This is a genomic window from Pseudodesulfovibrio profundus (assembly GCF_900217235.1).
Taxonomy (GTDB): domain Bacteria; phylum Desulfobacterota; class Desulfovibrionia; order Desulfovibrionales; family Desulfovibrionaceae; genus Pseudodesulfovibrio; species Pseudodesulfovibrio profundus.
Genome location: NZ_LT907975.1, coordinates 2,294,634 through 2,317,299 on the forward strand (window position 1 = coordinate 2,294,634; position 22,666 = coordinate 2,317,299).

Sequence of the window (22,666 nt, forward strand, 5' to 3'; positions counted from 1 at the left end):
AAGGGAAATATTATCCGCTTACGCGGCTTCCAAGTTCTGGTTAGGTAGTTACAGACTTGATTTTGTCAAGGAGGTACTTTTCCATTTCGCGTCGATCCTTGCGAAGACGGATCATTTCAGCTTCCATGATTCTGAGCTTTTCCTTGAGCACATCATTTTCACGTCGCAACTCATGGGTCTCTTCCATGGCAGACGTGATGCGCAAGGCGGCTTCCTCCAGCCCTTCCTTTACCTCGCCGAGGTCCTGTCCGTTGACGGCTTCAGGACTCAGTACGTTACGGATGCCTTCTCCGACGGATTTCGCTATTTCCATTCCGATGGCAGCGGCCATCTGCATGGCAGGTTCCATGGAGTGTGAAGTGTAGGTGGTGCTTGGAACCGCGGCGTTATCAGGCATTGCATCAGCCTGGAGAGGGTAGGACTGTGATAGCTGTTCCATGACGTCGCGAGCAGTGTGTCCTTCCTTGAGCAGGCGGGATATGTTGGCAAAAATCTCCAGGGCCTCGGGTTTGAAGCGTTTCTGGCGTCCGCGTCCGATGCTTGGCAGATGTTGGGCGAATCGGTTCTTCCAATAATGGACGGTCGACTCGGGAAGTTCCAACTCTCTGGCTATTTCAGCGACGGAAAGCACTTTTTTGCCGGACATAGTTTCCTCTCCTTGGATACATGTTGTGCGACTTTGTTGTTCTTCATTGTAGAGACCTCTGCGCATCCCCTTTTCGCGTCCGTGCCTTGCGCTCCGCACCCAATTTGATGTTCTGACCGCACCCCAGCTTGGGCTCATTCCCGGCCTTTTCCTGCCATTTCTGGCCGAAATGCCGGATTTTGGACGCACCTCTCCCTTCAGGCTCGCGCCAGTCGAACAGCTTTTTTCAAATTGAACGCCATGGCGAGGATGTGGAACTCTCCCTCCACCTTCTCACGACCCACGTATCGGGACCGAAAGAATGCGTAGCCACGTTTGAGTGTGCCGAAGGCCCGCTCGACTATTTGCCGAATGCTGCTGATGTCACGGTTGCGGGTCTTTTCGAAGTCTGTCAGCCTGCCGCCACGAGGCGTCTTGTCCATGGTTCCGTCCTCCAAATCGCGATCAAACAGAATGTCCCGGTTCTTCCCGCTGCAATAGCCCTTGTCCGCATAAACCCGTGCGCCGGGATCAAGGCCGACGCCATTCACGAGCCGCTCGAATTCGCCCGTGTCCGAATGGTTCGCGGGAGTGATGTGACCACAGAGCAGAAACCCGTCTCGACTGTCCGTCGCGGCATGGAGCTTGTAGCCGTAATAGGCCCGATTTCTCTTGCGGAGCCAGGCCGCCTCCTCGTCATCCGAATAGCTGACCCGGCAGTCCACCGGCCCATCCTGTTCTTCGGCGTCCTCGGAACGGTCCTCAGGCATCACGTCGATAACCTTGCGCGGCCGCCGCTGCGACTCGACTACCGAGGCGTCCACCACGGCTCCCTCACGGACAAGAAGCCCTTGTCCTTCAAGCTGGCGGTTAAGCATGTCGAGCAAGGAGTCCAGCACCTTCAGGCGGATCAAACCGTTACGGAAACGGCATATGGTGGTCTCGTCCGGCACGTCGTCCTCGATGGAAAAACCGGTAAATCTGACAAAGGAGAGCCGGTCGAGCAGCGCCTGCTCCACGCCCGGATCACTCAGGTTGTACCAACGCTGCAAGAGCAGAATCTTGAACATCGCCAGAGGCGGATAGGCGGGATTGCCCACGGCGTTGGCCTTGCGCCTGATCTTCTTGCACAGAAAGGCGTTGATGGGCTGCCAGTCGATGAGTTCGTTGATCTCATCCAGAAATGTGGTCTTGGTTCTGCGGTGCCCCAGGAAGTAATCACCCAACCGAGGTCCTTTCTGCCGAATAGCCATGCCTTCCTCCTTTGGATGGAGAAATAATAGCATAATAAATCAAATAGTTAAAGAGTAAAAGTGTGGGATTTGCCGTGCAGAGGTCTCTGTAGTACAACAACCAACTAAGTAAAACAAGATATAATAGGCTATATCCTGTTGAGTTGCGCCGTAAAAACAGAGGGGTACACGCTATTGCTCTGGAGATCTTGACAATTTCTAGACTTTGTTATCTGTCCGCAATAGAGTTGTTTTTTCGCTAAAAAAGCGTCTTTCAATAGCTTTTATCAATTTGTGGAATAGATTACTACTATGGTAAGAATCTCGGGTCCGTCCCGAATCTCGTCCCCGGACGGTATGGAGAGTATGATGCATTTGTTGTTTTCCAAACCTGTGTATATTGCGCTGCGTTTGATTATCGGCAGTATTTTCATTGTGGCTGGTGCCACAAAGATCATGGATGTCGATACCTTTGCCATGGCCATTGATGGATATGGACTGGTTTCGTGGCGCATAGCGAATGTTATCGCAAGAACCCTTCCCGCTCTGGAAATAGTAGCCGGATTGGGATTGGTTTTCGATGTTCGCGGCTCATTGGGGACGATTGTTGTGCAGTTGTTGGGGTTCATGGGCGTGCTTGCCTATGGGATCTACATGGGATTGGACGTGGATTGCGGTTGCTTCGGCCCTGGTGATCCCGGTTCTGGGGAACCTGGCGGGCTGTGGGGAACCTTTATCCGTGACGCGTTCATGCTGGGCGCGTGTCTGCTGATGTACTGGCAGCGGCAGGTGGCTGGCTATACGCCCCTTTCGCTCACCCGTTTTATCCAATCCAGAAAAGAGGAGTGACCCATGAAGAAAGTGTGTTTGACTATCCTGGCCTGCGCCGTACTGTTGACGGGCTGCCTTGGAGGAGAAGACAAATTCGTGCGTGAAGTGACGAAAGAAGCCGAAGCCGTCAAGCTCGCCAAGGAAACCGTGCGTGGCGGGTACGATCTGATCACTGTATCCGAGCTGAAGGGACTGATGGATCAGAACAAGGATATGCTGATCATCGACACCATGCCTCTTGAGGCCAGCTACAACAAGAATCACATCCCGGGCGCGGTACAATTTCTTTTCCCCATCAAGCCGATGAACGAGTGGAATGCTGCTGAAACCGACAACAAGACTGCAGAGCAGTATGTTGAGTTGCTCGGTCCTGACAAGGATCGCCTTATTGTAGTATATTGCGGTTTCGTGAAATGCGGCCGTTCCGACAACGGTGCTGTGTGGGCGAAAAAACTCGGTTATACCAACGTCAAACGACTTCCCGGTGGCATTTTCGCCTGGAAGGGAGCCGAGTATCCCGTTGGTACTGCCGGCTAGACGATACACAATATCAAATAAAAGCCGGGTATCATGGATGCCCGGCTTTTTTTTATGTTTTCCGATGGTTGCCTGATTTCAAGTCGTGCTTTTTTAAAATACCTCACTTGACATGACATGAACGATTCTTCATGAAGTAAGTGGTGGTACTGTTTTACAAATCATCCAATCACTTGGAAATCGACAAAATATGAATGAATCCAGACATATGAAATCACAGAATTCGGGTGAAGTGGCGCAGATACTTCAGACTCTATCCCGGCTATATGCAAAACACGATTACGAGGCCATCACCATGGAAATGGTGGAGAAGAACTTGAATGGACTCGACCTGTACAAGCATTTTGGCTCCAAGGAAGAGTTGTTTCTCCATCTGCTGATGCAGGACATCATTGATTGGATCACGGCTGTCCGTGAGAGCTTCGATGACGGCCCATACACAGTGGAGGAGTTTGCCTCAAAGTGGACACAACTTGTGACGAACCGCATGCGCTTGTTTCGGTTGTTGACGCTGTTATACGTCGTTCTTGAGAAGAATGTGTCTGTGGACAGCCTGACGTGGTTCCGGCTGTCATACAAGGATGAGCTGACAAGCATGTGTTCTTACCTGAGCAAGGTGTTGCCCTTCATGAATCCGGTGCAGGCCGAAGAATTCCTTTATTTTCAGGTGGCCCTTGGCAATGGACTTCAAGCCATGACCAACCTTTCGCCCAAACATCTTCAGGCATTTGAGAATGCCAATGCCTGCTCACTCAACGGATTGTTTGAGGAACGTTTCAAGTCGGCCATCAGTAACTATCTCAAGGGAATAACCAGTCAATAATACGGATTTTATTTTGCTGACTCATGGAGCGATAGTGTCGCTTCGATCAGATATGAAAAAGCCCCTCGCAACGAATTGCGAGGGGCTTTTTTAGCAAGTGGAGTCTAGAGAACGTCTTCAGGCTTCAGGGAATCAATGCCGAAGGCTTCACCTACTGCGGGGCAGGTCAGCTTGCCCTTGTAGGTGTTCAGACCCAGGGCCAGTCCCGGATCATCCTTGAGAGCGGCAACGCCTTTGGCAGCAAGGCGCATGGCGTACGGAGTGGTCTGGTTGACGAGTGCAAAGGTGGAAGTGCGGGGTACAGCACCGGGCATGTTGGCCACGCCGTAGTGAACCACGCCGTCCACGATGTAGGTCGGGTTATCGTGCGTGGTGGGCTTAATGGTCTCAACGCAACCGCCCTGATCCACAGCTACGTCGACGATGACGGAACCTTCTTTCATGATCCCCAGCATGTCGCGGGTGATCAGCTTCGGGGCCTTGGCTCCGGGCAGAAGAACGCCGCCGATGACAAGGTCGGCTCGCTGAACCATTTCGCGAATATTGGCTTCGGTGGACATCATGGTGGTGATGCGTCCGTTGAAGACATCGTCAAGGTATTGCAGGCGACCATGAGAAAGGTCGAGGATGGTGACGCGAGCGCCCATGCCCATGGCAATGCGTGCGGCGTTGGTGCCGACGACACCGCCGCCGAGGACCAGCACTTCCGCGGGAGAAACGCCGGGAACACCGCCGAGCAGGATGCCGCGACCGCCCTGGGTCTTTTCAAGGTAGTGCGCACCGACCTGTGTTGCCATGCGTCCGGCCACTTCGGACATGGGAGTCAGCAAGGGCAGGGTGCGATCCGGAGATTCAACGGTTTCGTAGGCGATGCCAATGGTCCCGGATTCGAGCAGGGCGTTAGTCAGGTCTTCGGCTGCGGCAAGGTGGAGGTAGGTGAAAAGGATGAGATCCTTGCGCAGGTACTGGAATTCGGAAGGCAGGGGTTCTTTGACCTTGATGACCATCTCGGCGCCCCAGGCTTCAGCGGCAGAAACCATTTTTGCGCCGGCGGCCTGATACTCTTCGTCGGTGAGACCGCTACCGAGACCGGCACCGCTCTCTACCAGGACTTCATTGCCCTGACGGATAAGTGAACCGACAGCGCCGGGAGTCATGGAAACGCGATTCTCCAGGGTTTTGATCTCTTTCGGGATACCAATAATCATACTCTCTCTCCTCTCATGAAAGTTTATTGCGTTACGGGTTGTGATCAGTCGATGAACTGTTCGACTACGGCGTCGGGCAGGCACAGCCATTTGCGCCGTGACTTCATGACCACGAATGATTCACTGGAATTGATGCCGCCCACCTGGGACAGATCCTGATCCAGAAAGTCGTACAGATCACCAATATCGTCGGAACAAACGATTTCAACAATTATATCGTAACGACCCGTAACCACCGCGCACCAATTGACGCGTGGCAGGGAGCCGATCTGATCGAGTTTTTCATCAAGTTGTTCGTGGCTGTTGAGTGAAATGCCGACCAGCGCGACGGTCAACCCCTTGGCTTTCATGGGATTGAGCAGTCCGGCGACCTTGAGGGCGCCTGCGGTGATCAGGTTTTTCATGCGCGAGCGAACCGTGGGGGCTGTCACGCCGATTTCGTCAGCTATTTTGGCGGGAGACAACTGGCCGTCGCGAGTGAGTGCGGCGACCATGCGCTTGTCATTCTGGTCAAGGCTACTTTTCATTATGGCCTCTCTTTGTGTTCGATTCTTCAGAAGTGAAAATCGAGACAAAGAATTTTTATCAAAAAGATAAAAAACAAGTCAAACATTTTTTGAGAAGTCGGGGAAATTTACAGAAAAGGTAAATTTGATCGGGAGGATGGGTTTTGTCGGCGGAAACCGCCAATGTAAAAGTAGGTTTTGAAAGAAAAGCTGGTGGCCGATGCGCATGGCGCTATTGGGATGGTGCGCCATGTCACATCGGCCTCTGTCAAGAGAACCCTTAGCGGGTTGGAATAGTCTATGTGGTGGTTATTGGACCAGTTGCCAGGTGCCGTCCGGCTGACGGTATGCCTTGGCGTATATGGTTTCCATGTTGCCGTCGGCCATTCTGGCTCGCAGGGTCACGTCACGCTCGATGCGGCCACTGTCGTACTGTCTCACCGGAGCCGGAGTGGCCTCATATCGAGTTCTGGTATCGGGGTTGACCCAGGTCGTGGTCTGGCCGGAAGGGGTATATTCCAGTGTACGGCCTACCTGTTGTTGGTCATACTTTTCCATCTCGTTACCGATGATGTAGCCGACCAGCAGGCCGGAACCTGCTCCGATGGCCGCGCCGGAAACCTTGTTGTTGAAAGTCAGGGCGCCGAGGGTGGCTCCGGCAAGAGAGCCGAACATGGCGCTGTTCTGGGCCTTGGTGGTCTGGCACCCGGCCAATACGGTGATCATTATAAGTAATGCTGCGATGGTTCTCATGGTGTCCTCCTGTCTGCACTTGTTGCAATAGAAGTAGCAACGTGCGTGCCGAAATTTCTTCAACCGCAACATGCTGTAAATATTGACAATGAAAACCATGAGGATAGGGCGTGCGCAAAGTCGGTGCGCACGCAGATGCAATTATTGCTCAGAGACTACAAAATGAATGCGGAGATCAGGGAGCCGGCCAGTACGACCTTGATGATATCGATACGCAGTCGGAGTGCTATGAAAGCAGTAAGCGCTATGAGCGCCTGTATGATACCCCAGTCCATTGCGACCCCGAAGCGGGCGGCGACTGCGGCCATCAGGCCCACTAGCGTGATGAGGCTCCCTTTGAGCGCTCGTTGTGCAATGGGGGAAGCAGACAATTTGTCTGCAAACGGGGTGGCCGCGCAGACAAAAATCAGTGAAGGGGTGAAGACCGAAATGGTTGCCACCACGGCACCAACAACTCCCTGCATCAGATAGCCCACAAAGGCACCGGTCATGACGATAGGCCCGGGTGTTACCTGCCCGAGAGCAATGCCGTCCATGAACTGCTGTGGCGACAGCCAACCTCGGACCTCGACGACTTCATGCAGCATGATTGGTACGGAAACATAGCCGCCGCCAAAGGCGAAGCAGTCGATTTTTACCATGAGCAGGGCCAGGTCTCCCAGTTCAGGGAAAAAGAACCAGAGCAACCCCAGAAACGCCATAAAGGTCGATGAGATTATTACAGCCGCTCGAAATGGGTGCTGACTTTTACTGTGCTCGTTTGGCACATGTCGCCCTTGCTCATTGCGAAATAGAAAAATGGAAATGATGCAGGCAGCGACAAGGGCGAGGATGGGGTTGCCTTTGAGCCCCAGCCAGATGCCGGTCGTGCATGCCAGCAGTTTGGAGGGCATGGAGTCCAGATATTGGCGGGAAAAATCAATGGCAGCGCTGAGTACAAGGGCGACCACCATCAGTTGCAGTCCACTGAATGCCGCGGCAATGGCTGGAATATCCTGTGATGTGGCATACAGGAAGGTCAGCCCCAGCATGAGCAGGAAGGCCGGGAGTCCGAATCCGACATACGCGGCCAGCGCCCCAAAACCGCCCCGACTGCGCAAACCGACATACGCCGCGATCTGCATGGCCGTGGCGCCGGGTATAACCTGAATAGTCGACATGCCAAGCCGGAATGATTCTTCACTTATCCATCGTTCATCCTCCACCGCCATCCGTCGGATGTACGGCACCATGGCCGGGCCGCCGAAAGCGGTGAGACCCAGCTTGAGAAATCGGGTGAATATTTGAGTAATTGTCGGTTTGTTCATGCAGCGTTCCTTGTGCCACGAGCAGCAGAGCGTGGCAAGTAGGTGGAGTCGGTGCTTTCACATACTTGATGAATACAGAATGAATCGGGAAATGAAGGATGCTGGAAGAGGACAGAAAAAAGCCCCCGGAAGTTCCAGGGGCTCAATGAAGTGCTTATTCGGATTGTTCGAGGTCTCTGTCACTCAATCCGATCAGATAGAGAATGGAGTCGAGACCCAGTGTCGAAATGGCCTGGCGCGCACCTTCCTTGACCTTGGGCTTGGCGTGATAGGCGATACCAAGACCGGCCAGGTTGAGCATGGGAAGGTCGTTGGCGCCATCGCCAACAGCAATGACCTGCTGCAGGGAGATGGACTCTTCTGCCGCAATCTTCTGCAACAGCTCGGCCTTTATCTCTGCGTCCACGATTTCACCCAGTGGCTTGCCGGTCAGTTTGCCGTCGATGATTTCAAGCTCGTTGGCGTAGACGTAATCAATGCCGAGTTTTTCCCGCAGGATATTGCCGAAGTAAGTGAATCCGCCGGAGAGAATGGCGATGGTGTAGCCGAGGTTCTTGAGCGTGGAAATGAGTTTCTCTGCTCCTTCGGTGAGCGGCAGGCGATCCGCGACCTTGGAGAGAACGGATTCATCCAGTCCTTCAAGGAGTGCCAGCCGTTTGCGCAGGGACTGCTTGAAGTCCAGCTCGCCGCGCATGGCGGCCTCGGTGATGGCAGCCACTTCGTCGCCCACTCCGGCTTCCTTGGCCAGTTCGTCGATGACCTCGGCCTGAATGAGGGTCGAGTCCATGTCAAAGCAGACAAGGCGGCGGTTGCGCCGGAACACATTGTCTTCCTGAAATGCGATATCAGCGCCAAGTTCAGCAGAGATATCGAGAAATTTGAGTCGAATGTCCGTGATGTCTGTCGGGGTGCCTCGGACTGAGAATTCCACGCAGGCCCGCGAGCACTCATAGCCGTTGCAATCCAGAGGGACCCGGCCGGACAGTCGGTGGATGGTGTCGATGTTCAGTCCCGATTCGCTGACGACCTTGGTGATGGCAGCGATCTGCTCGGATGACAGGGAACGTGCAAGCAGGGTGATGATGTGGCGTGGTCTGTCGGCAGCGTCCACCCACGAGCAGTAGTTGTTTTCATCAAGGGGATGCAGCTTGATGGAGACACCCAGCTCGTGCGCCTTGAAGAGCAACTCCTTGAGCACAGGGCGGGAGTCGGATTGCAGTCGGATGAGAATGCCGAGGGTCAGAAAGTTGTGAATGACCACCTGACCGATGTCGAGGATATCCACGTCGAACTCGGCCAGAACATTAGTCAGCTCGGCAGTCAGTCCACAACGGTCGCCGCCGGTGACATGCACCAGAATAATCTTTTCCATGAAGAACTCTCCCTTGCGAATTGCAAGCGGACTCTCTCATAAAATCTGACGGTCGTAAACGGCGTGAATGGGGGTCAGGCGAGCAAATTCCCCTGGAGCCATCGGTCGCAGTAGACATCCACCTTGAATTTTCTGCGGCAGCCATTTTCATTCATGTACCGGACCGACCCGTAAATGGGACGGGTCTGCCACGGCCTGTCATGGACGCCCGCCAACGACCACAGCACACCCACATACCCATTGGGGTCGCGCCCATCGAGCTGATAGCTATCATTGAGGGTGATGGCCGTATCATATGCTTCCTCGGGAGTTGCGGACCATTCAAGAATCTTTTTGGCCCAGAACATCCGCATGTATCCGTGCATGGTGCCGGACCGCAGCAATTGCGTCTGGGCGGCGTTCCAGAGGCGCGAATGGGTAGCGGCTTGCTCAAACTGTTTATAGCTGTAGGTGTAGGGACGAGGATCTTCACGGTGTTCATCCAGCGTCTTGAGCGCCCAGTCCGGTGCTCCTTTCAGCGAATCGTAATGAGGATTATACAGGCAGAAGTTGTCGGAGAGTTCCCGTCGGATGATTAGTTCCTCAAGGTAGGCGGCCTGACCTTCCCCTTTTCCGGTGGCAGCCACCTCAAGGGCGGCTCGCTGGGGAGCGAGTTGTCCGAAGTGATAATAGGGAGAGAGGCCGGAAGTGGCTTCGGCTGTGGGATCGTTTCGACGCTCTGCGTAGTCCTGAAGGTCGTTGCGAATGAAAGCTTTCAGCGCCTTGTGGGCTGCCTTTTCACCGGGAGTGATAGAGACCGGGGCGACGGAAGTGTCCACTTTGATGGATTGGCGTACCTTTTCCCAATCTATGGGGGTGGCTTCCATGGTTTGAGCCGGAGGCGTCAACTTGGGGAATGGTTCCAGAAAAATTTCAGAGTTGCGATGAATCTTCGGCCGAATGGTACGGGCGGCATATTCCTGTTTGTCGGAAACCACGCGGGCCGGAACCACGTTATGCCCGTCGACCTCGATCATCGATACCGGGATGGCTTTGGCTACGGCCTGCTGCCATTGCTGCTTGATACGCAATGGGTCGAAATCAGTGACTACGCATCCGGCGTTCAGCTCTCGAACGAGGGAAACCATCTCTTTTGCAGGGTCGCCCAGTCGAAGATGAAAGCCGATTCCCAGCTTCTTGAGGGATTGTTCGACTTCCTCCAAGCCACGGAGCATGAAATCGTATTGGCGTAGTGTTGCACCGAGAAATGTCGGTACAAGGCAGAATCCCACTACGAGCGGTGCGTTCCCGGCCAGCTCCCGCGCATGGAGCAGGGACCAGTTGTCCTGTACTCGTTGTTCCCGGCTCATCCAGTAGATAACCGGCCCGGGTCTTTGCTCTTTTTGATTGAGGAAGTACGTTCGTTGCGTATTGATTGGTCTCATGCCAAGCATCCTAACAAACTTGAATCATCAGGCCAATGTCATAACTGCTCAATGTAATAACAGATCAGCTTGTTAAAGCAGTCATGAGTAGGTATGGTGCAGATACTGAAAAAAATATGAGTAGCGAAGAATGGAGGAGGTCTGGCGATGCCGGATGACCGGGACGACGCGCACAATGGCTTGACGAGCGACGGGTATACCACGGAAGAAGAGCGCAATGCCTATGTGATTAAGCGCATTGAGGAAAAACTTGATGACTATCAGGGGTATGATTTCTCAATGCGGGAAGTGCGTGCGCTCAATATATTTTTCGAACTGGCGCAGGAATTCCGTGGGCGTGACATGTTTTATGCTGTCTGCATGATGATCCCCCGTTCGCTGTTCGGGCTGGAGTGCAATATTTATCTGCTGGAAGATGAAGAAACTTTCGCTCTGGCCGGTTGTTCCACCAGTTCGTGCGATGTTGATCGTACCTACACATGGAATAATCGGTTCACCAATCGGGTCGTCCGCCATGAAGACCGCCTGTATATCCCCATCAACTGCAATCCCGAATTCGCTGATCTGCTTCCTTTCAATCCTCCGCACAATATTATCGGTTCCTTTGAATTTTTTCCTTGTAATGAAATCGATGACAACGCTCTGCTTTTTCTTGAGAAGTTCGTCAATCGTGTGGGTTTTCAACTGCATCATCGTATCATTCGCTCCCGCAATCGCGAGCATCTGCAATTCATCAAATCCATGGTGCAGGATATCGGGCATAACGTCATTGTTCCCAATATGTACTTCAAGCTCTATTTCAATCGACTGAAGCGGCAGATTGAACAACTGCACGTCATTACCGAGAAAGTCCTGAGCATGATGGTGGTTTGCTCCACGCCGGATTGTGTTGAGCAGGGCAACAGCCTTGCCCGGACAACAGCCTCCATCGAGCGCCAGTACAAGGAGATCTACCGACACTATGAAACGACCTCCATGTTCCTTGAGACACTTCTTCGGCGCAGGCATTTTGAGGAAGGCCGTTACGTATTGGTGAAGCGAGAGGTAAACCTGCGTGTTCAGGTGCTGGAGCCGCAACTGGAACGGTATCGCCAACGGCTGGATGAGCGGGGGATCGAGCTGAATTTTGCCATGGGCGGTGCGCCAGACCAGATGATACGGCTCGTCATGGACCCCGGCCTCATCGCGCAGGTCTATGCCAACTTCTTTTCCAATGCCATCAAGTACACCAAGAAATCCACGCTGCCGGATGGCCGGACGGGCAAGTTCGTGTCGTATGGCTGGGAGGTCATCAAGGATTTCTTTGGCGAGGGAGCGCCGGGGATTCGGATGTGGGTGACCTCTACGGGCAACTCCTTGAATCTGGAAGACCCTTTGGATGTGTTCAAGCCGGGGTACCGCGCAGGCAATGTCGCCAGTGAGAGCGGTACCGGGCGTGGGTTGTATTTCGTTCGGCAGGTCGTTGAGCTGCACAAGGGAACGGTCGGTTATCGCCACACGCAATACGGCAACGAGTTTTCTTTCACCCTGCCGTTCGAGCAACGGGTCGAGCCGGATTAGAACCCATTTCAAAGTAGTGTAAATGTCTGTTACTGATCCCCGTGAAGGGGAGCGGAGATTGTTATGCCCATTGAAACCTATTGTGCCTTTCTGGTCGCCTCCATTGTTATTTTGATCATTCCCGGGCCGACCATCATGCTGGTGGTGAGTTGCTCTCTGGCACAGGGAAAACGTGCGGCACTGCCGTTGGCGCTTGGTGTCGGGTTGGGCGATATGGTGGCGCTGATCGCGTCCATGGTCGGCCTTGGAGCACTGCTGGCAACATCGGCTGCCATGTTCACGATCCTGAAGTGGATCGGGGCAATCTACCTGATGTATCTCGGTATCAAGATGTGGCGTACCAGGCAGGAAGTGGGGGCATCCATGGCGAATATGCGCGCTGAATCCCGTCGGTCCCATGTGCTCAGGGCGTTTGTCGTGACTGCCACAAACCCCAAATCAATCGCTTTTTTCTGCGCTTTCCTGCCGCAATTCATTGATCATTCAATGCCGGTGTTGCCACAGGTCTGCATACTCGGCGTGACCTTTGTGACGCTGGCCGTGATCAATGCCGCCCTGTATGCGCTGCTGGCTGTTCGCGCGCGGGCCGCGGTCTCCAGCCCTTATGCCATGAAAATGGTCAATCGGACTGGTGGAACCGCCCTCATCGGAGCCGGGCTGCTTACAGCGGCCCTGCGTCGGGCCTAATCGGTGGCGAGCATCAACTGTTGGCCTGCTTTCGTTGTGCCAGCAGACGCCTGTAGTAGGACAGGAACAGGCAGGTCATGGGCAGGGCGATGAGCAGGCCGAGGAATCCGAGCAGCTTCCCCCACACCGAAAGTGCCAGCAGGATGAGCCACGGAGAAAGGCCGAGGCTCTTTCCCTGAATTTTCGGAACAAGAAAGCCGTCCTGTATGGCCTGAACCACACCGAACACAAGCAGCACCAGTGCCATGCCCACCCAAGGGGAGTTGCCGGCCTCTATGGCACTGAGAGCGCCCAGCGGAATGGCTGGAATCAGGCCGATGATCGTCAAGTACGGTGCGATATTGAGCATACCTGCGAACATGCCGAGGACCAATGCCATGGGCAGTCCTATGATGATGAAGCCGATGGACAGCAGCACACCCACGATAAAAGCGATCAGTATCTGGCTGCGGAAATAGCGGCTCATGGTCAATTCGAACTCATCCAGAAATTCCACGATTCCCTTGCGGTAGTCTTCGGGAAGATATTCCTGCCAACTGTTCTTGATACGACCGAAATCGGCCAGCAGAAAGACCATGTACAGCAGGACGATGGCGATGCCGATAATGCTGGTTGCAAAGCTGGTCGCTCCACGGACAATCCCCTTGATGCCGGGAACCAGTTTGTCGAACGTGCCTTGAATCATCTCAAGGGCGCCATCGGAAGTGAAGACGCGCTGCAAGTCTTTGTCCTGTATAATGGCCTGCAGGTCGTCCCACAGGTCGGGCGGAATGTATTCGAGCACCCGCTGGGCGTAGTCCTTGTTGTTCGCCAGTTCCTTGAGCACCGTGCCCATATGGGAAAATTCGGCCAGCATGGTGGGGATGACAGTCATGATGACGGCGGCAACCGTGATCAGGGTCAAGAGCATGGTCGCAAAAACCGCTACCCCTCTGCTGTTGACCTTGCGTTCGATGAAGTCGGTCAATGGATTGAGCAGATAGGCCAGCAGCAGGGCGGTCACAAAGGGGATGAGAGCACTGGAAAGGTAGCCGAGCAGCCAGATCATGCTGACGATGAAACCGGCTGAAAGGACCATGCGGACCACGCTATCGAGAGTATATGGTTTGTCTGAATTGAACATTCGCTTGTCCTGTTTGGATACGTTTCGTTTGGGTTAGCAGGCTGTGGCGGTTTCTTCAATCATGAGAAGAAATCAGGTATATATCCTGATAGCATGGTCGGCCTTTTCTGCACATCGCTTTCTCGTTGTTTCAGGAAGGCAGGCCCTATGCATGCAGAACCCCGGCAGGTGCCGGGGTTTGAGTTAGATATAGTTTGGGTAATCCGTACAGAGCAGATGCAGCGGTTTCTCGTCCTCTTCAATGTCGGGGAAACGCGGTTGCGGCTGATGAAAGCGGTTATCCGTGTTGTCGTCGTTGACCGAGGAAACCTCACCCACCAGCACTTTGCCCTTGCCCGAAGCGCCATAAAAACGATGATACATGCCCTGTTCAAGGAATATGGATTCACCGGGGGAGAGGACCACCTTGCCACCCGGTTTCACTGTCCGGGGGATGCCGTCGACCAGAACGGTGATGGGCTCATCTCCCAGGTCTTCCTCCGGAGTTGACCCGTACAGCTCGATGACCAGATCACCGCCGCCGCGATTGATGATGTCCTCGGTCTTGGCCCAGTGGAAATGCATGGGGCATATCTGATTTTCACGCACGATCATTATCTTTTCCGCATACTTCTTGGGATGACCAGCGGCCAGATTGCCGTTGCGGATTGTGAAAAGGATCAGGCCGCGCTTCTCGAAATCGCCAGCGCCATAGTCGGTGAGGTCCCACCCGAGTTGGTTGCGGACCACTTCCAGATCCCCCTTGCCTTGCCAGTCGTCCGGGCCCCAGAAGGCCCACGGCGGCAACTTGAATTGGAAGGAGTCGAAAAAGTCCTTGGCGTCACGGATGAGGGCGTTGATTTCACTTCGTTTCATAATGTGAATTTATGGAAGCGCTTCTGAGTCGTCAAGCAGGGAATGCGACAACTGGCGTGGCACAAGCTGGGCTACCTGTCAGCCGGACTGACCAGAATGACCACCCGACGGTTGAGCGACTGGTTGTCCGGGATCGGGGTGCCGCTTGCATCGACATTGGGAGCCAGCGGTTGCGTATCGGCGAGTCCCATGACCCGGATATCGTCCTTGGGGAATCCCTGCGCAATGAAGTAGCGGGCAACAGATGAGGCCCGGGCTGATGATAATTCCCAGTTCGACGGGAAATGCTCGGATTGAATAGGCAGGTTGTCCGAATGCCCTTCAATGGTCAGCTTGTAGTGGGCCTCGGTGAGCGGGGCTGCCAGCCGTTCAAGTATGCGCAGGGCATCGCTGGTCAGATTGGCGCTACCCAATTGAAAAAACACGCCGCCCTTCAAATTGATGGCCACTGCGTCTGGTCGCAGCTTGAGATTGACCGCTTTGGTCTCGGTTCCAATCAGCTTGGCAAGCTCCAGTTGCAGCTCGAACAGGTTTTTGGATTTCTTGTCCACAGCATGTCGTGCTTCCGTGGCTTCCCGTTTGCTGGGTGCCGCCTTGCCCTGCATTGCTTCGGCCAGCACATCAGACATGGTTTCATAGCGGTTGGTATCCACTTTGGAGATGGAAACGATGATGACGAAAAAGCACAGCAGCAGCGTCATCATGTCGGCCAGTGTCAACGACCAGCCGGTTTCATGGCGGTGTTGTTTCTTTTTGGGCTGGAAGCTCTTTGAATACTGCATGTCGGCCCCTTGTGCTCTTATCCTGCGCGCTTCTTGGACGGGCGCGTCCGGCTGATGGACGACCAACTGCGCGGCGGCAGATATCCCTTGAGCTTGTCAAAGATGATCGGTGCCGGGGTCTTGTCCTTGATGAACAGGATGCCGTCCCTGATCACGCACATGAGGATGGTCCGCTCTTCAACGCGCCGTTCCACTTTGGTGGCGATGGGCGTGTAGATCATGTTGGCAAAGAGCGCGCCGTACAGGGTGGTGGTCAGGGCAGTAGCCATGGCCGGACCGATGCGGGCCACGTCATCACCCATGGTCTGCATCATGGCGATCAGGCCGATGAGTGTGCCGATAATGCCAAAGGCCGGAGACAGGGACGCCATGGTCCGGTATATACCGGCCGCATTGGTCTCCTGATCATGGTACTGCTGGATGCGGTTGTTCAGAATTTCTTCCAGCTCTTCCTTGGAATATCCGTCCACCAGCATCTGCAATCCGTCCCTCAGGAATTCGTTATCCGTGGCCTTGATGGCGCGCTCAAGCTCTGCCTCACCTCGAGCGGCGTTCTTGGAGATGGTGACGATGTCCTTGATGTAGTTGCCGATGGGAAGCTCCTCAGCCGTGAAGGCCGTGACGAACAAGCCCATGACGCGGGCGACTTCCCGTAATGGGTAGCAGATAAATGTGGCCGCAATGGTTCCGCCGAGCACTATGGCCAGTCCCGGCCCGTTGAGAAAGACGGCCACGGAATCCGTAGCCGCGTAAGTGGCGGCACAGAGGACGAAAATACCGACGATGATGCCGAAAATGGTGGCGATATTCATCAGGCGTTCACTCCTTTGGCCGCTTTGATCATTTCAATGAGTTCATCGGACACATCCTCGGCTTCCACCGGATCGACAGGGCCGCGAGCCTCGGCTTCCCCTTCGACGATAGAGGCGATCTTTTTGGCGAGGTTGCCCAGTATCTTTTGCCGTGCATCGTCGTCAGCCATGGAGAGGAGCACGCCGAGCTTGTAGTATCCCAGCTTGGCAAAGACCTCCTTGCATGTGCCGTTGTCTACGAAGACGATATCGTTGACATCTTCCAGATCCTTGATGGCCTTCTTTTTACGCTTTACGCGCTTGAAGAAGTTCTCCTCCTGCCCCTGCGCCCAGTTGAGAACGGAGTTTCGGTGAAAGAAGAACAGGGTTTCCGGTATCTCCATGTTGCCGATTTTCTTGTAGAGAATGGTCGGGTCTGCCTCGACCTCCTCGGCAAGTGCATGGATGTCGATGTATTCCAGCTCCGGTTCCAGAGCACTGGTTTTGGATAACTCCTTGTGCAGGTTGACCGCCACTTGAAAGAAAGAGTCCATGTCCTTGATGGCAATGTACCGCTCGCTAAACGCCTTGCCTGATCCGTGTTTGGTTATCTCGATGATCTTGAGGGCGGCAAGTTGGTCGAGGGCATTGTCGATCTCCAACTGCGAGACCAACAGGATGTTCTTGACCTGTTTGGAAAATTCGCTGGCCGCCAATCCATGGTTGTGGCCGGGGATTTTCTTGGCCTCTGCCGGACGCATTGACGTATGGCACTTGTACGCCATTTCAAGAATGCGGCAGATGGAAAGGAATGAATTCTTGTGGGCTTTTAAGGTGGCGTTGGCGCTCTTGCGGATACGTTTGATGAGAATCTGCGTGATGTGCTGAATGGTTTTCGGGCAACGACCGAGCATGGTTTGTATGACGTGCTCGGTGAGCAGGAGCAGGTCGCAGTATTCAGCGGCTTCCGCCGAACTGGAGCGCTCCTGGCCGCTGAGTGGTCCCATCTCGCCGAATATCTCGCCTTTGCCCAGTCGGTCGATGACGGTTTTGCGCCCGTCAACGGTGCGGTAGATGTTGACCGTCCCCTTTTTGATCATGTAGGCGACGGTACCCTTTTGGCCTTCCTTGTATATGGTCTGGCCCTTGAAATACGATTTGATGTTTTGCGTGCTTGAGTCGGCCATCGTGTTCGTTATCCTCTGGGTGGAGTGTGAAACGCGGAAGTCAAAAATTTATAGATGGTTCTCACCCTAGTCATTTTCAGAGAAAAGTACAACAAGGCAGCACTTTCATACAATTAGAAAGGCTGACTTTCATGACGGATCAGTGGCGTTTTGATCGTTTGCCCATGCCTGATCCCTCCATAGTCCCATGACAAAAAAAAGTGGCAATTCATCCAAGGCAGGGGTATAGGAACTGTCTGCTCTGGACGATATGGCTGGTTCCGTGGACGGAGGTTTTCTCCACCGCGAACTACGAGGTGTAACTTATGGGTCTTTTCGGAAGTAAAGCCAACGAAGGTAACAGTTCGGAACTGAACGCCTTTCTTGGTGTAGGAACAGAATATAAAGGAAAGCTCGACTTTGTGGGAACCGTTCGTATTGACGGTTGCTTCGAAGGCGAGATCACTACTGACGGCGATCTGATTCTTGGCCGCAAGGCGTCCATCACCGGCTCTGTCCGTGTGGGCAAATTGACATCCAATGGTCGGATCGAAGGGGAAGTGGTGGTCAAAGAGCATGCCGTTTTGGAAAAAACGTCTGTCCTGAATGGTTCGTTGAGCACGCCTTCACTTGTTGTACAGGAAGGCGCCATCATCGAGGGTGGCATTGTCATGACAAAGGAAGGGGAAGAGGCCCGGTCCAAGGTTGTCTCTGCTGACTTCAGCAGCAAAACCGAGCCGATTGCTCCTTCTGCCGATGCAACCATCGCCAAAACCGGATCGGACGATTCTACTATCTAGCAACGAGGTGAGACATGTTTGAACTGGTCATCCAAAACAATGAAACAGAGTTCGTTCTTTACTCCGATAAAGACGTGCGTCTGGTTGAGTTGATGCGTCAACGTCACTGCCGCTCCCTTGCTGTGGGAGAAGCGGTCATTCGTGAAACGAAGACAGAAGACAAATCCAAGTAGTTTGTCGACATGTATTTCGACGCATGAGGCGTCTGGAAAGGAGAGTCCCTTGAGTGGCTCTCCTTTTTTTTTGTGCTTGAGATTTATCCAGGCGTGATCCGGCTCGACTTCAGCAGGGAGTCTGTGTTGTTGAACGACCATCCAAACGGTGAAAGGCCGCTTGCGCGGCCTTTCTGGGGGTTTTCGTGTTCAACTTTGGTTTTGAGGAGGGTTGAGGTTTTTCAGAACTGCATTTTACTTCTTAAGGGAGGTATGGATGTATATGCTAAAGGCCCTCACGGTTTCGATCGTTCCGCCCTGCGCGATGGGGGCTTTGCGCTTTGACGGGAATCGGAACCAAGGCCGTTGTGCCATCGTTCTCATACACTCCCCGAACGTCACGGGTGACGTCCGGGGGGGTGAGGAGGGATCGCCGCAACAACGCGACGATCAAAAGGATGAGAGTAATGGTGACTGCATCGTGCATGGTTCTCTATAAGCACAGCGTGTGCCAAAATGTTATACATTTGATATTATTGCATTTTATTGTTTATAGACAAGAATTGTTGCATGTTCAACTTGTGCAATTTGCACAAGGTTGCACAATTCGACATGCACATTTGCACAAGGTGCACCACAAAAAGAGCAGAAAAAAGCGCCAGGCTTAAGAGTCTGGCGCTTTGAAGTTGATAGTGGGAAGCTGGTTATTCTTCGGTGTCATCCAGCAGGTCTGGGCCACTGGCAGCATTTCTGGCAAGGTCGTCGACCCGTTCGTTAAGCAGTTGGCCGGAGTGTCCTTTGACCCACTTGAAGGTCACATCATGCTTTTCGATAAGCGGGATGAGTTGGCGCCACAGGTCCTGATTCTTGACGGGCTTTTTAGCAGCGGTTTTCCATCCGTTTTTCAGCCAGTTTTTCAACCAGCTCTTGGTAATGGCCTGCTGCACATATTTGGAGTCGGTCCATAGTTCGACTTCGCATGGGCGTTTCAGGGCCTCCAGGGCCACGATAACCGCGCGAAGCTCCATCCTGTTGTTGGTGGTGTTGCGGTAGCCCTGGGCGAGCTCCTTGTAGTTATCGGCGTTTTCGCCCTTGTATTCGCCATAGATGAGAATGGCGCCGTAGCCACCGGGACCGGGGTTACCGAGGCATGACCCATCGGTATATATAATCACTTTACTCACTGGGAGTTGTTCCTTCATTTAATTGGGTGAGTCTGTCAAAGATGGTCAAAAGCACCACCTGTATTTCCTGTGGCCAGTCATTGTACTTGAATGACGGCAGAAAATGTTCCGTTTTCAGCATCTGGATGAACTCATCGCCCAGCGCCTGCCGCATGAGCGTCGGGAATCGGATTTCCACCTCGTTTATGGAAGGGGCCAGCCCTATGTACAGGGTCTTCGAGTCCAGATCAGGGACCACGAAGTCGCCCCCGTATATCTGAATCTTCGAATCAAGCCCGAACTCGTCCTTGAGCGTTCGGGTAAATGAGATGATAAATTTCTTTTGCTCCGTATCAAGGGTCTTGGTCTCATCGTAGACCGCGGCCTGTTGATTGAGCATGTTGACGACGCGTTCATTGTTTTTGGTGAACGCCCATATGACGGCGGCAAAGACGAGGATCAGCGCTACGGTGCGGATGATCTTTTCTTTGGGCGACGCGCCATGCACTTTGGGGATGATTATTCTCATGTCCTGCTTCCCGTTTACGCGTTGTGGTGCGGCATACCCCGTCTACCGTGTGGAGGCAGATCCGGCAAGCCCGATCAATACTGATGGGATAAAAAAAGACCGACCCACTTGGGTCGGCCTTATGATTTGGGCTAGAATCGTTCGAACTCATCATCCGCGTCGTCCCGGGAGTTCCCAATGGCTTTGGGTGGCGACTTGATTACGCTTGCTCGCCGTTTCTGGGCTGATTTGATAGCCGAATCCGAGAGGCTGAAGTAGGTCATGGCTTGCATCAACTGCTCTGACTGTCCTGAAAGCTCCTCAGCGGTGGAGGCCACCTCTTCGGATGCCGATGCGTTTTGCTGTACCACGGAATCAAGCTGCAACATGGCCTTGGATATCTGCTCTGCACCCGAGTCCTGTTCGGCACAGGCTGTTGATATCTCCTGTACCAGCTCAGCCGTTTGATTGATGTTGGGCAGAATTCTGGCGAGCAGATCACCGGCTTCTTCAGCAATGGCGAGACTTTCCGTAGAGAGCTGGCTGATCTCTCCGGCTGCCGTGCCGGATTTTTCCGCCAGTTTACGAACTTCAGAGGCGACAACGGCAAACCCCTTGCCATGCTCACCGGCTCGTGCCGCTTCAATGGCCGCATTCAATGCGAGCAGGTTGGTCTGTCTTGCGATCTCCTCGATGATGGAGATTCGTTCGGCAATATTCTGCATGGCAATAACCGTCTTCTGCACGGCCTTGCCGCCCTTTTCGGTATCGGCTGCACTGAGCAGCGCCATCTCTTCCGTCTTTTTTGCGTTCTCTGCATTCATTCGAATGGAGGAAGCGATTTCCTCAACCGAGGAACTGACCTGATCCACGGAGGCGGACTGTTCTGTTGCACCTTGCGCAAGCGCCTGTGAAGTGGACGCAAGCTGCTCGCTGCCCGAGGCAACATTCTCCGAGCTCTCTCGGACCTCGCTGACAACGGATTGTAACTGTTCCGTCATTTCCTTCATGGAAGCGTATACGCCCGTGGTTCCCTTTTTACCTTCTTCAAAGCGTTGATTCAGGTCACCTGTGGCAACCTTGCGCGCGATCTCATTAATAATCTCTGGCTCGTTGCCCAGTTGTCTGAGCAGACGCACGGAAACGATCACGGCAATGGACACCACTCCTATGATTAGGATCACGGAGACCACGCCAATGCTCATCAGCAGGGTGTTGATGGGCGCGTTGACCTCTGCCTCGTCTATTTCTGCGAGCAAGGCCCATCTGTGCCCGAGAACGTCAATGGGTGCGTAGGCGGAGAGGACGGGCTGACCATTATAGTCTTTGGTAATCTTCTCACCGCTTTCTCCCGATAAGGCGAGGCGTGCCGCTTCCGTGTCAACGCTGCCGTTGGTGGGGTTGTGGAATGATGCGTTGACGCTTCGGTTTTCCGGGTCAAGGTAGGAGTCGGAACGCATCAGCTTGTCCGAACCTACAAGGTATGTTTCTCCGGTTTCACCCAGGCCAGCGCGCTCTCGCATGATGGTATTCAGGCGATCGATTGGCATCTGGAAAATGGCGATGCCCATCTTCTTGTCTCCCTTGTATATGGGAGAGGCGATGAATCCGGCCGGTGCTTCATACGATGGGACATACGGCTTGTAGTCCACCATGAATACGGCGTGCTTGTCGTCAGTGTTGTTCGCCAGTTCAAAGGCTCTGGCAAGCCCGGAATTAGCGAATGGTCCGTTCTTGAGCGACGTGGCGAAGTCCAGTTCCTTATACACAGAATAGACGACATATCCGTTTTCAGGCTCTACGAGAAAAATGTCGTAAAATCCGAATTCTTCGAGATAGTGTTTGATGATTGGATGGAAACGCTCATGAAGCAGGCTGTAGTCGGAGTAGTCGTCCGCGACGTTGAGCAGGTGCTTTGAGCCAAGTGGGTGTTCATTCTTCCATATGTATTGATGTTGCAGCGCGATGGCATCCGGGGAAAGCTGGGCAAAGAGAGCGTCACTGTTGACGGATTTGCCGTCATTTCGTTTGCTGAACTCCCTAGAAAACTGTTCGGTGTAATACCTTTTTAGCTCGCTGGTAATGGTATTCAGTTCGGCGTCGTGTATTTCATTTTGTGCTCTGAAAGTGGGGAAGGAGTGCGCCATTCTGCGCATGGTTTCCGCCACCATTGAGCTTTCCGAAAAAGTGATGAGCTGGCTTTCAATCGTGTTGAAATAACGTTCGATGGCGCTTTTTTTGACCGTACGTAGTGATTGGAGCTGTCCATAGGCACTGCGGGTCAAAGCATTGGTGGACTGATATGCGGAAAGTCCCGCAATAATAATTGTAGGAATGAGACCCGCTGCTAAAAACAGACAGATCATCTTATTTTTAAGCCCCATACGCACTCCTCTTGAGCTGTGCCAACGTCTTTTTTAACTGTTTTTGTTTTATTCCGCCTTTAAATGAAAGAATAGTA

At 53.5% G+C, this 22,666-nt stretch carries 23 protein-coding genes; 7 read left to right on the forward strand and 16 right to left on the reverse strand.

What is annotated here, in order from left to right:
- Positions 1–40 precede the first annotated feature (40 nt).
- Both DPRO_RS10850 and DPRO_RS10855 read right to left on the reverse strand, forming a co-directional pair.
- The gene (locus DPRO_RS10850) at positions 41–646 is read right to left on the reverse strand and encodes a MerR family transcriptional regulator (RefSeq protein WP_097012053.1); all 606 of its coding nucleotides are present in this window, start codon (positions 644–646) and stop codon (positions 41–43) included.
- A 197-nt stretch (positions 647–843) separates the two neighbouring features.
- The gene (locus DPRO_RS10855) at positions 844–1,911 is read right to left on the reverse strand and encodes an IS5 family transposase (protein ID WP_097010253.1); all 1,068 of its coding nucleotides are present in this window, start codon (positions 1,909–1,911) and stop codon (positions 844–846) included.
- A gap of 312 nt (positions 1,912–2,223) precedes the next feature.
- Here DPRO_RS10855 and DPRO_RS10860 point away from each other — a divergent pair, with 312 nt between their 5' ends.
- The 3 genes from DPRO_RS10860 (at position 2,224) to DPRO_RS10870 (ending at position 4,048) form a co-directional block, all read left to right on the forward strand.
- Positions 2,224–2,706 (forward strand): MauE/DoxX family redox-associated membrane protein, encoded by a 483-nt coding sequence (locus DPRO_RS10860; protein ID WP_097012054.1) that lies wholly within the window; start codon positions 2,224–2,226, stop codon positions 2,704–2,706.
- 3 nt (positions 2,707–2,709) lie between these two features.
- Positions 2,710–3,225 (forward strand): rhodanese-like domain-containing protein, encoded by a 516-nt coding sequence (locus tag DPRO_RS10865; protein WP_097012055.1) that lies wholly within the window; start codon positions 2,710–2,712, stop codon positions 3,223–3,225.
- Between the two features lie 208 nt (positions 3,226–3,433).
- Positions 3,434–4,048 (forward strand): hypothetical protein, encoded by a 615-nt coding sequence (locus DPRO_RS10870; protein WP_157917451.1) that lies wholly within the window; start codon positions 3,434–3,436, stop codon positions 4,046–4,048.
- A 104-nt stretch (positions 4,049–4,152) separates the two neighbouring features.
- On the opposite strand, the gene ald is transcribed toward DPRO_RS10870, so the two are convergent.
- The 6 genes from ald to DPRO_RS10900 form a co-directional block, all read right to left on the reverse strand.
- Positions 4,153–5,256 (reverse strand): alanine dehydrogenase, encoded by a 1,104-nt coding sequence (ald, locus tag DPRO_RS10875; protein WP_097012057.1) that lies wholly within the window; start codon positions 5,254–5,256, stop codon positions 4,153–4,155.
- 44 nt (positions 5,257–5,300) lie between these two features.
- Positions 5,301–5,783: an Lrp/AsnC family transcriptional regulator gene (locus DPRO_RS10880; RefSeq protein ID WP_097012058.1), complete on the reverse strand. Its 483-nt coding sequence runs from the start codon at positions 5,781–5,783 to the stop codon at positions 5,301–5,303.
- A gap of 288 nt (positions 5,784–6,071) precedes the next feature.
- Positions 6,072–6,515, reverse strand: a complete 444-nt coding sequence (locus DPRO_RS10885; protein ID WP_097012059.1) for a glycine zipper domain-containing protein — start codon at positions 6,513–6,515, stop codon at positions 6,072–6,074.
- 155 nt (positions 6,516–6,670) lie between these two features.
- Complete coding sequence (chrA, locus tag DPRO_RS10890; RefSeq protein ID WP_097012060.1) at positions 6,671–7,822, reverse strand: chromate efflux transporter; 1,152 nt, start codon at positions 7,820–7,822, stop codon at positions 6,671–6,673.
- A gap of 154 nt (positions 7,823–7,976) precedes the next feature.
- On the reverse strand, positions 7,977–9,194 hold the full coding sequence (serB, locus tag DPRO_RS10895; protein WP_097012061.1) for a phosphoserine phosphatase SerB: 1,218 nt from the start codon (positions 9,192–9,194) through the stop codon (positions 7,977–7,979).
- A gap of 74 nt (positions 9,195–9,268) precedes the next feature.
- Positions 9,269–10,618 carry a deoxyribodipyrimidine photo-lyase gene (locus tag DPRO_RS10900; protein WP_097012062.1) on the reverse strand — a complete coding sequence of 450 codons (1,350 nt, stop codon included), beginning with the start codon at positions 10,616–10,618 and terminating at the stop codon, positions 9,269–9,271.
- 147 nt (positions 10,619–10,765) lie between these two features.
- Here DPRO_RS10900 and DPRO_RS10905 point away from each other — a divergent pair, with 147 nt between their 5' ends.
- Both DPRO_RS10905 and DPRO_RS10910 read left to right on the forward strand, forming a co-directional pair.
- Complete coding sequence (locus tag DPRO_RS10905) at positions 10,766–12,178, forward strand: sensor histidine kinase (protein WP_097012063.1); 1,413 nt, start codon at positions 10,766–10,768, stop codon at positions 12,176–12,178.
- 63 nt (positions 12,179–12,241) lie between these two features.
- Positions 12,242–12,865 carry a LysE family translocator gene (locus DPRO_RS10910; protein WP_097012064.1) on the forward strand — a complete coding sequence of 208 codons (624 nt, stop codon included), beginning with the start codon at positions 12,242–12,244 and terminating at the stop codon, positions 12,863–12,865.
- Positions 12,866–12,878: 13 nt separating this feature from the next.
- On the opposite strand, the gene DPRO_RS10915 is transcribed toward DPRO_RS10910, so the two are convergent.
- The 5 genes from DPRO_RS10915 to DPRO_RS10935 form a co-directional block, all read right to left on the reverse strand.
- Entirely contained in the window at positions 12,879–13,988 is a 1,110-nt protein-coding gene (locus DPRO_RS10915) for an AI-2E family transporter (RefSeq protein ID WP_097012065.1), read from the reverse strand.
- Positions 13,989–14,171: 183 nt separating this feature from the next.
- Positions 14,172–14,843 (reverse strand): D-lyxose/D-mannose family sugar isomerase, encoded by a 672-nt coding sequence (locus tag DPRO_RS10920; protein ID WP_097012066.1) that lies wholly within the window; start codon positions 14,841–14,843, stop codon positions 14,172–14,174.
- Positions 14,844–14,914: 71 nt separating this feature from the next.
- Positions 14,915–15,625: an OmpA/MotB family protein gene (locus tag DPRO_RS10925; protein ID WP_097012067.1), complete on the reverse strand. Its 711-nt coding sequence runs from the start codon at positions 15,623–15,625 to the stop codon at positions 14,915–14,917.
- Positions 15,626–15,642: 17 nt separating this feature from the next.
- Positions 15,643–16,437, reverse strand: coding sequence for a motility protein A (locus DPRO_RS10930; protein ID WP_097012068.1), 795 nt, complete (start codon positions 16,435–16,437; stop codon positions 15,643–15,645).
- Complete coding sequence (locus tag DPRO_RS10935; protein ID WP_097012069.1) at positions 16,437–17,603, reverse strand: cyclic nucleotide-binding domain-containing protein; 1,167 nt, start codon at positions 17,601–17,603, stop codon at positions 16,437–16,439. The genes DPRO_RS10930 and DPRO_RS10935 overlap by 1 nt, the downstream gene beginning before the upstream one ends.
- A gap of 305 nt (positions 17,604–17,908) precedes the next feature.
- Between DPRO_RS10935 and DPRO_RS10940 the strand changes: the two genes are divergently transcribed.
- Both DPRO_RS10940 and DPRO_RS20330 read left to right on the forward strand, forming a co-directional pair.
- Positions 17,909–18,382 (forward strand): bactofilin family protein, encoded by a 474-nt coding sequence (locus tag DPRO_RS10940; RefSeq protein ID WP_097012070.1) that lies wholly within the window; start codon positions 17,909–17,911, stop codon positions 18,380–18,382.
- Positions 18,383–18,396: 14 nt separating this feature from the next.
- Positions 18,397–18,555, forward strand: coding sequence for a hypothetical protein (locus tag DPRO_RS20330; protein ID WP_173806784.1), 159 nt, complete (start codon positions 18,397–18,399; stop codon positions 18,553–18,555).
- Positions 18,556–19,238: 683 nt separating this feature from the next.
- On the opposite strand, the gene rnhA is transcribed toward DPRO_RS20330, so the two are convergent.
- The 3 genes from rnhA to DPRO_RS10960 form a co-directional block, all read right to left on the reverse strand.
- Positions 19,239–19,736 carry a ribonuclease HI gene (rnhA, locus tag DPRO_RS10950; RefSeq protein WP_097012072.1) on the reverse strand — a complete coding sequence of 166 codons (498 nt, stop codon included), beginning with the start codon at positions 19,734–19,736 and terminating at the stop codon, positions 19,239–19,241.
- Positions 19,711–20,226 (reverse strand): hypothetical protein, encoded by a 516-nt coding sequence (locus DPRO_RS10955; protein ID WP_097012073.1) that lies wholly within the window; start codon positions 20,224–20,226, stop codon positions 19,711–19,713. Before DPRO_RS10955 ends, rnhA begins: the two co-directional genes overlap by 26 nt.
- A 131-nt stretch (positions 20,227–20,357) precedes the next feature.
- Positions 20,358–22,589: a methyl-accepting chemotaxis protein gene (locus DPRO_RS10960; protein ID WP_097012074.1), complete on the reverse strand. Its 2,232-nt coding sequence runs from the start codon at positions 22,587–22,589 to the stop codon at positions 20,358–20,360.
- Positions 22,590–22,666 lie beyond the last annotated feature (77 nt).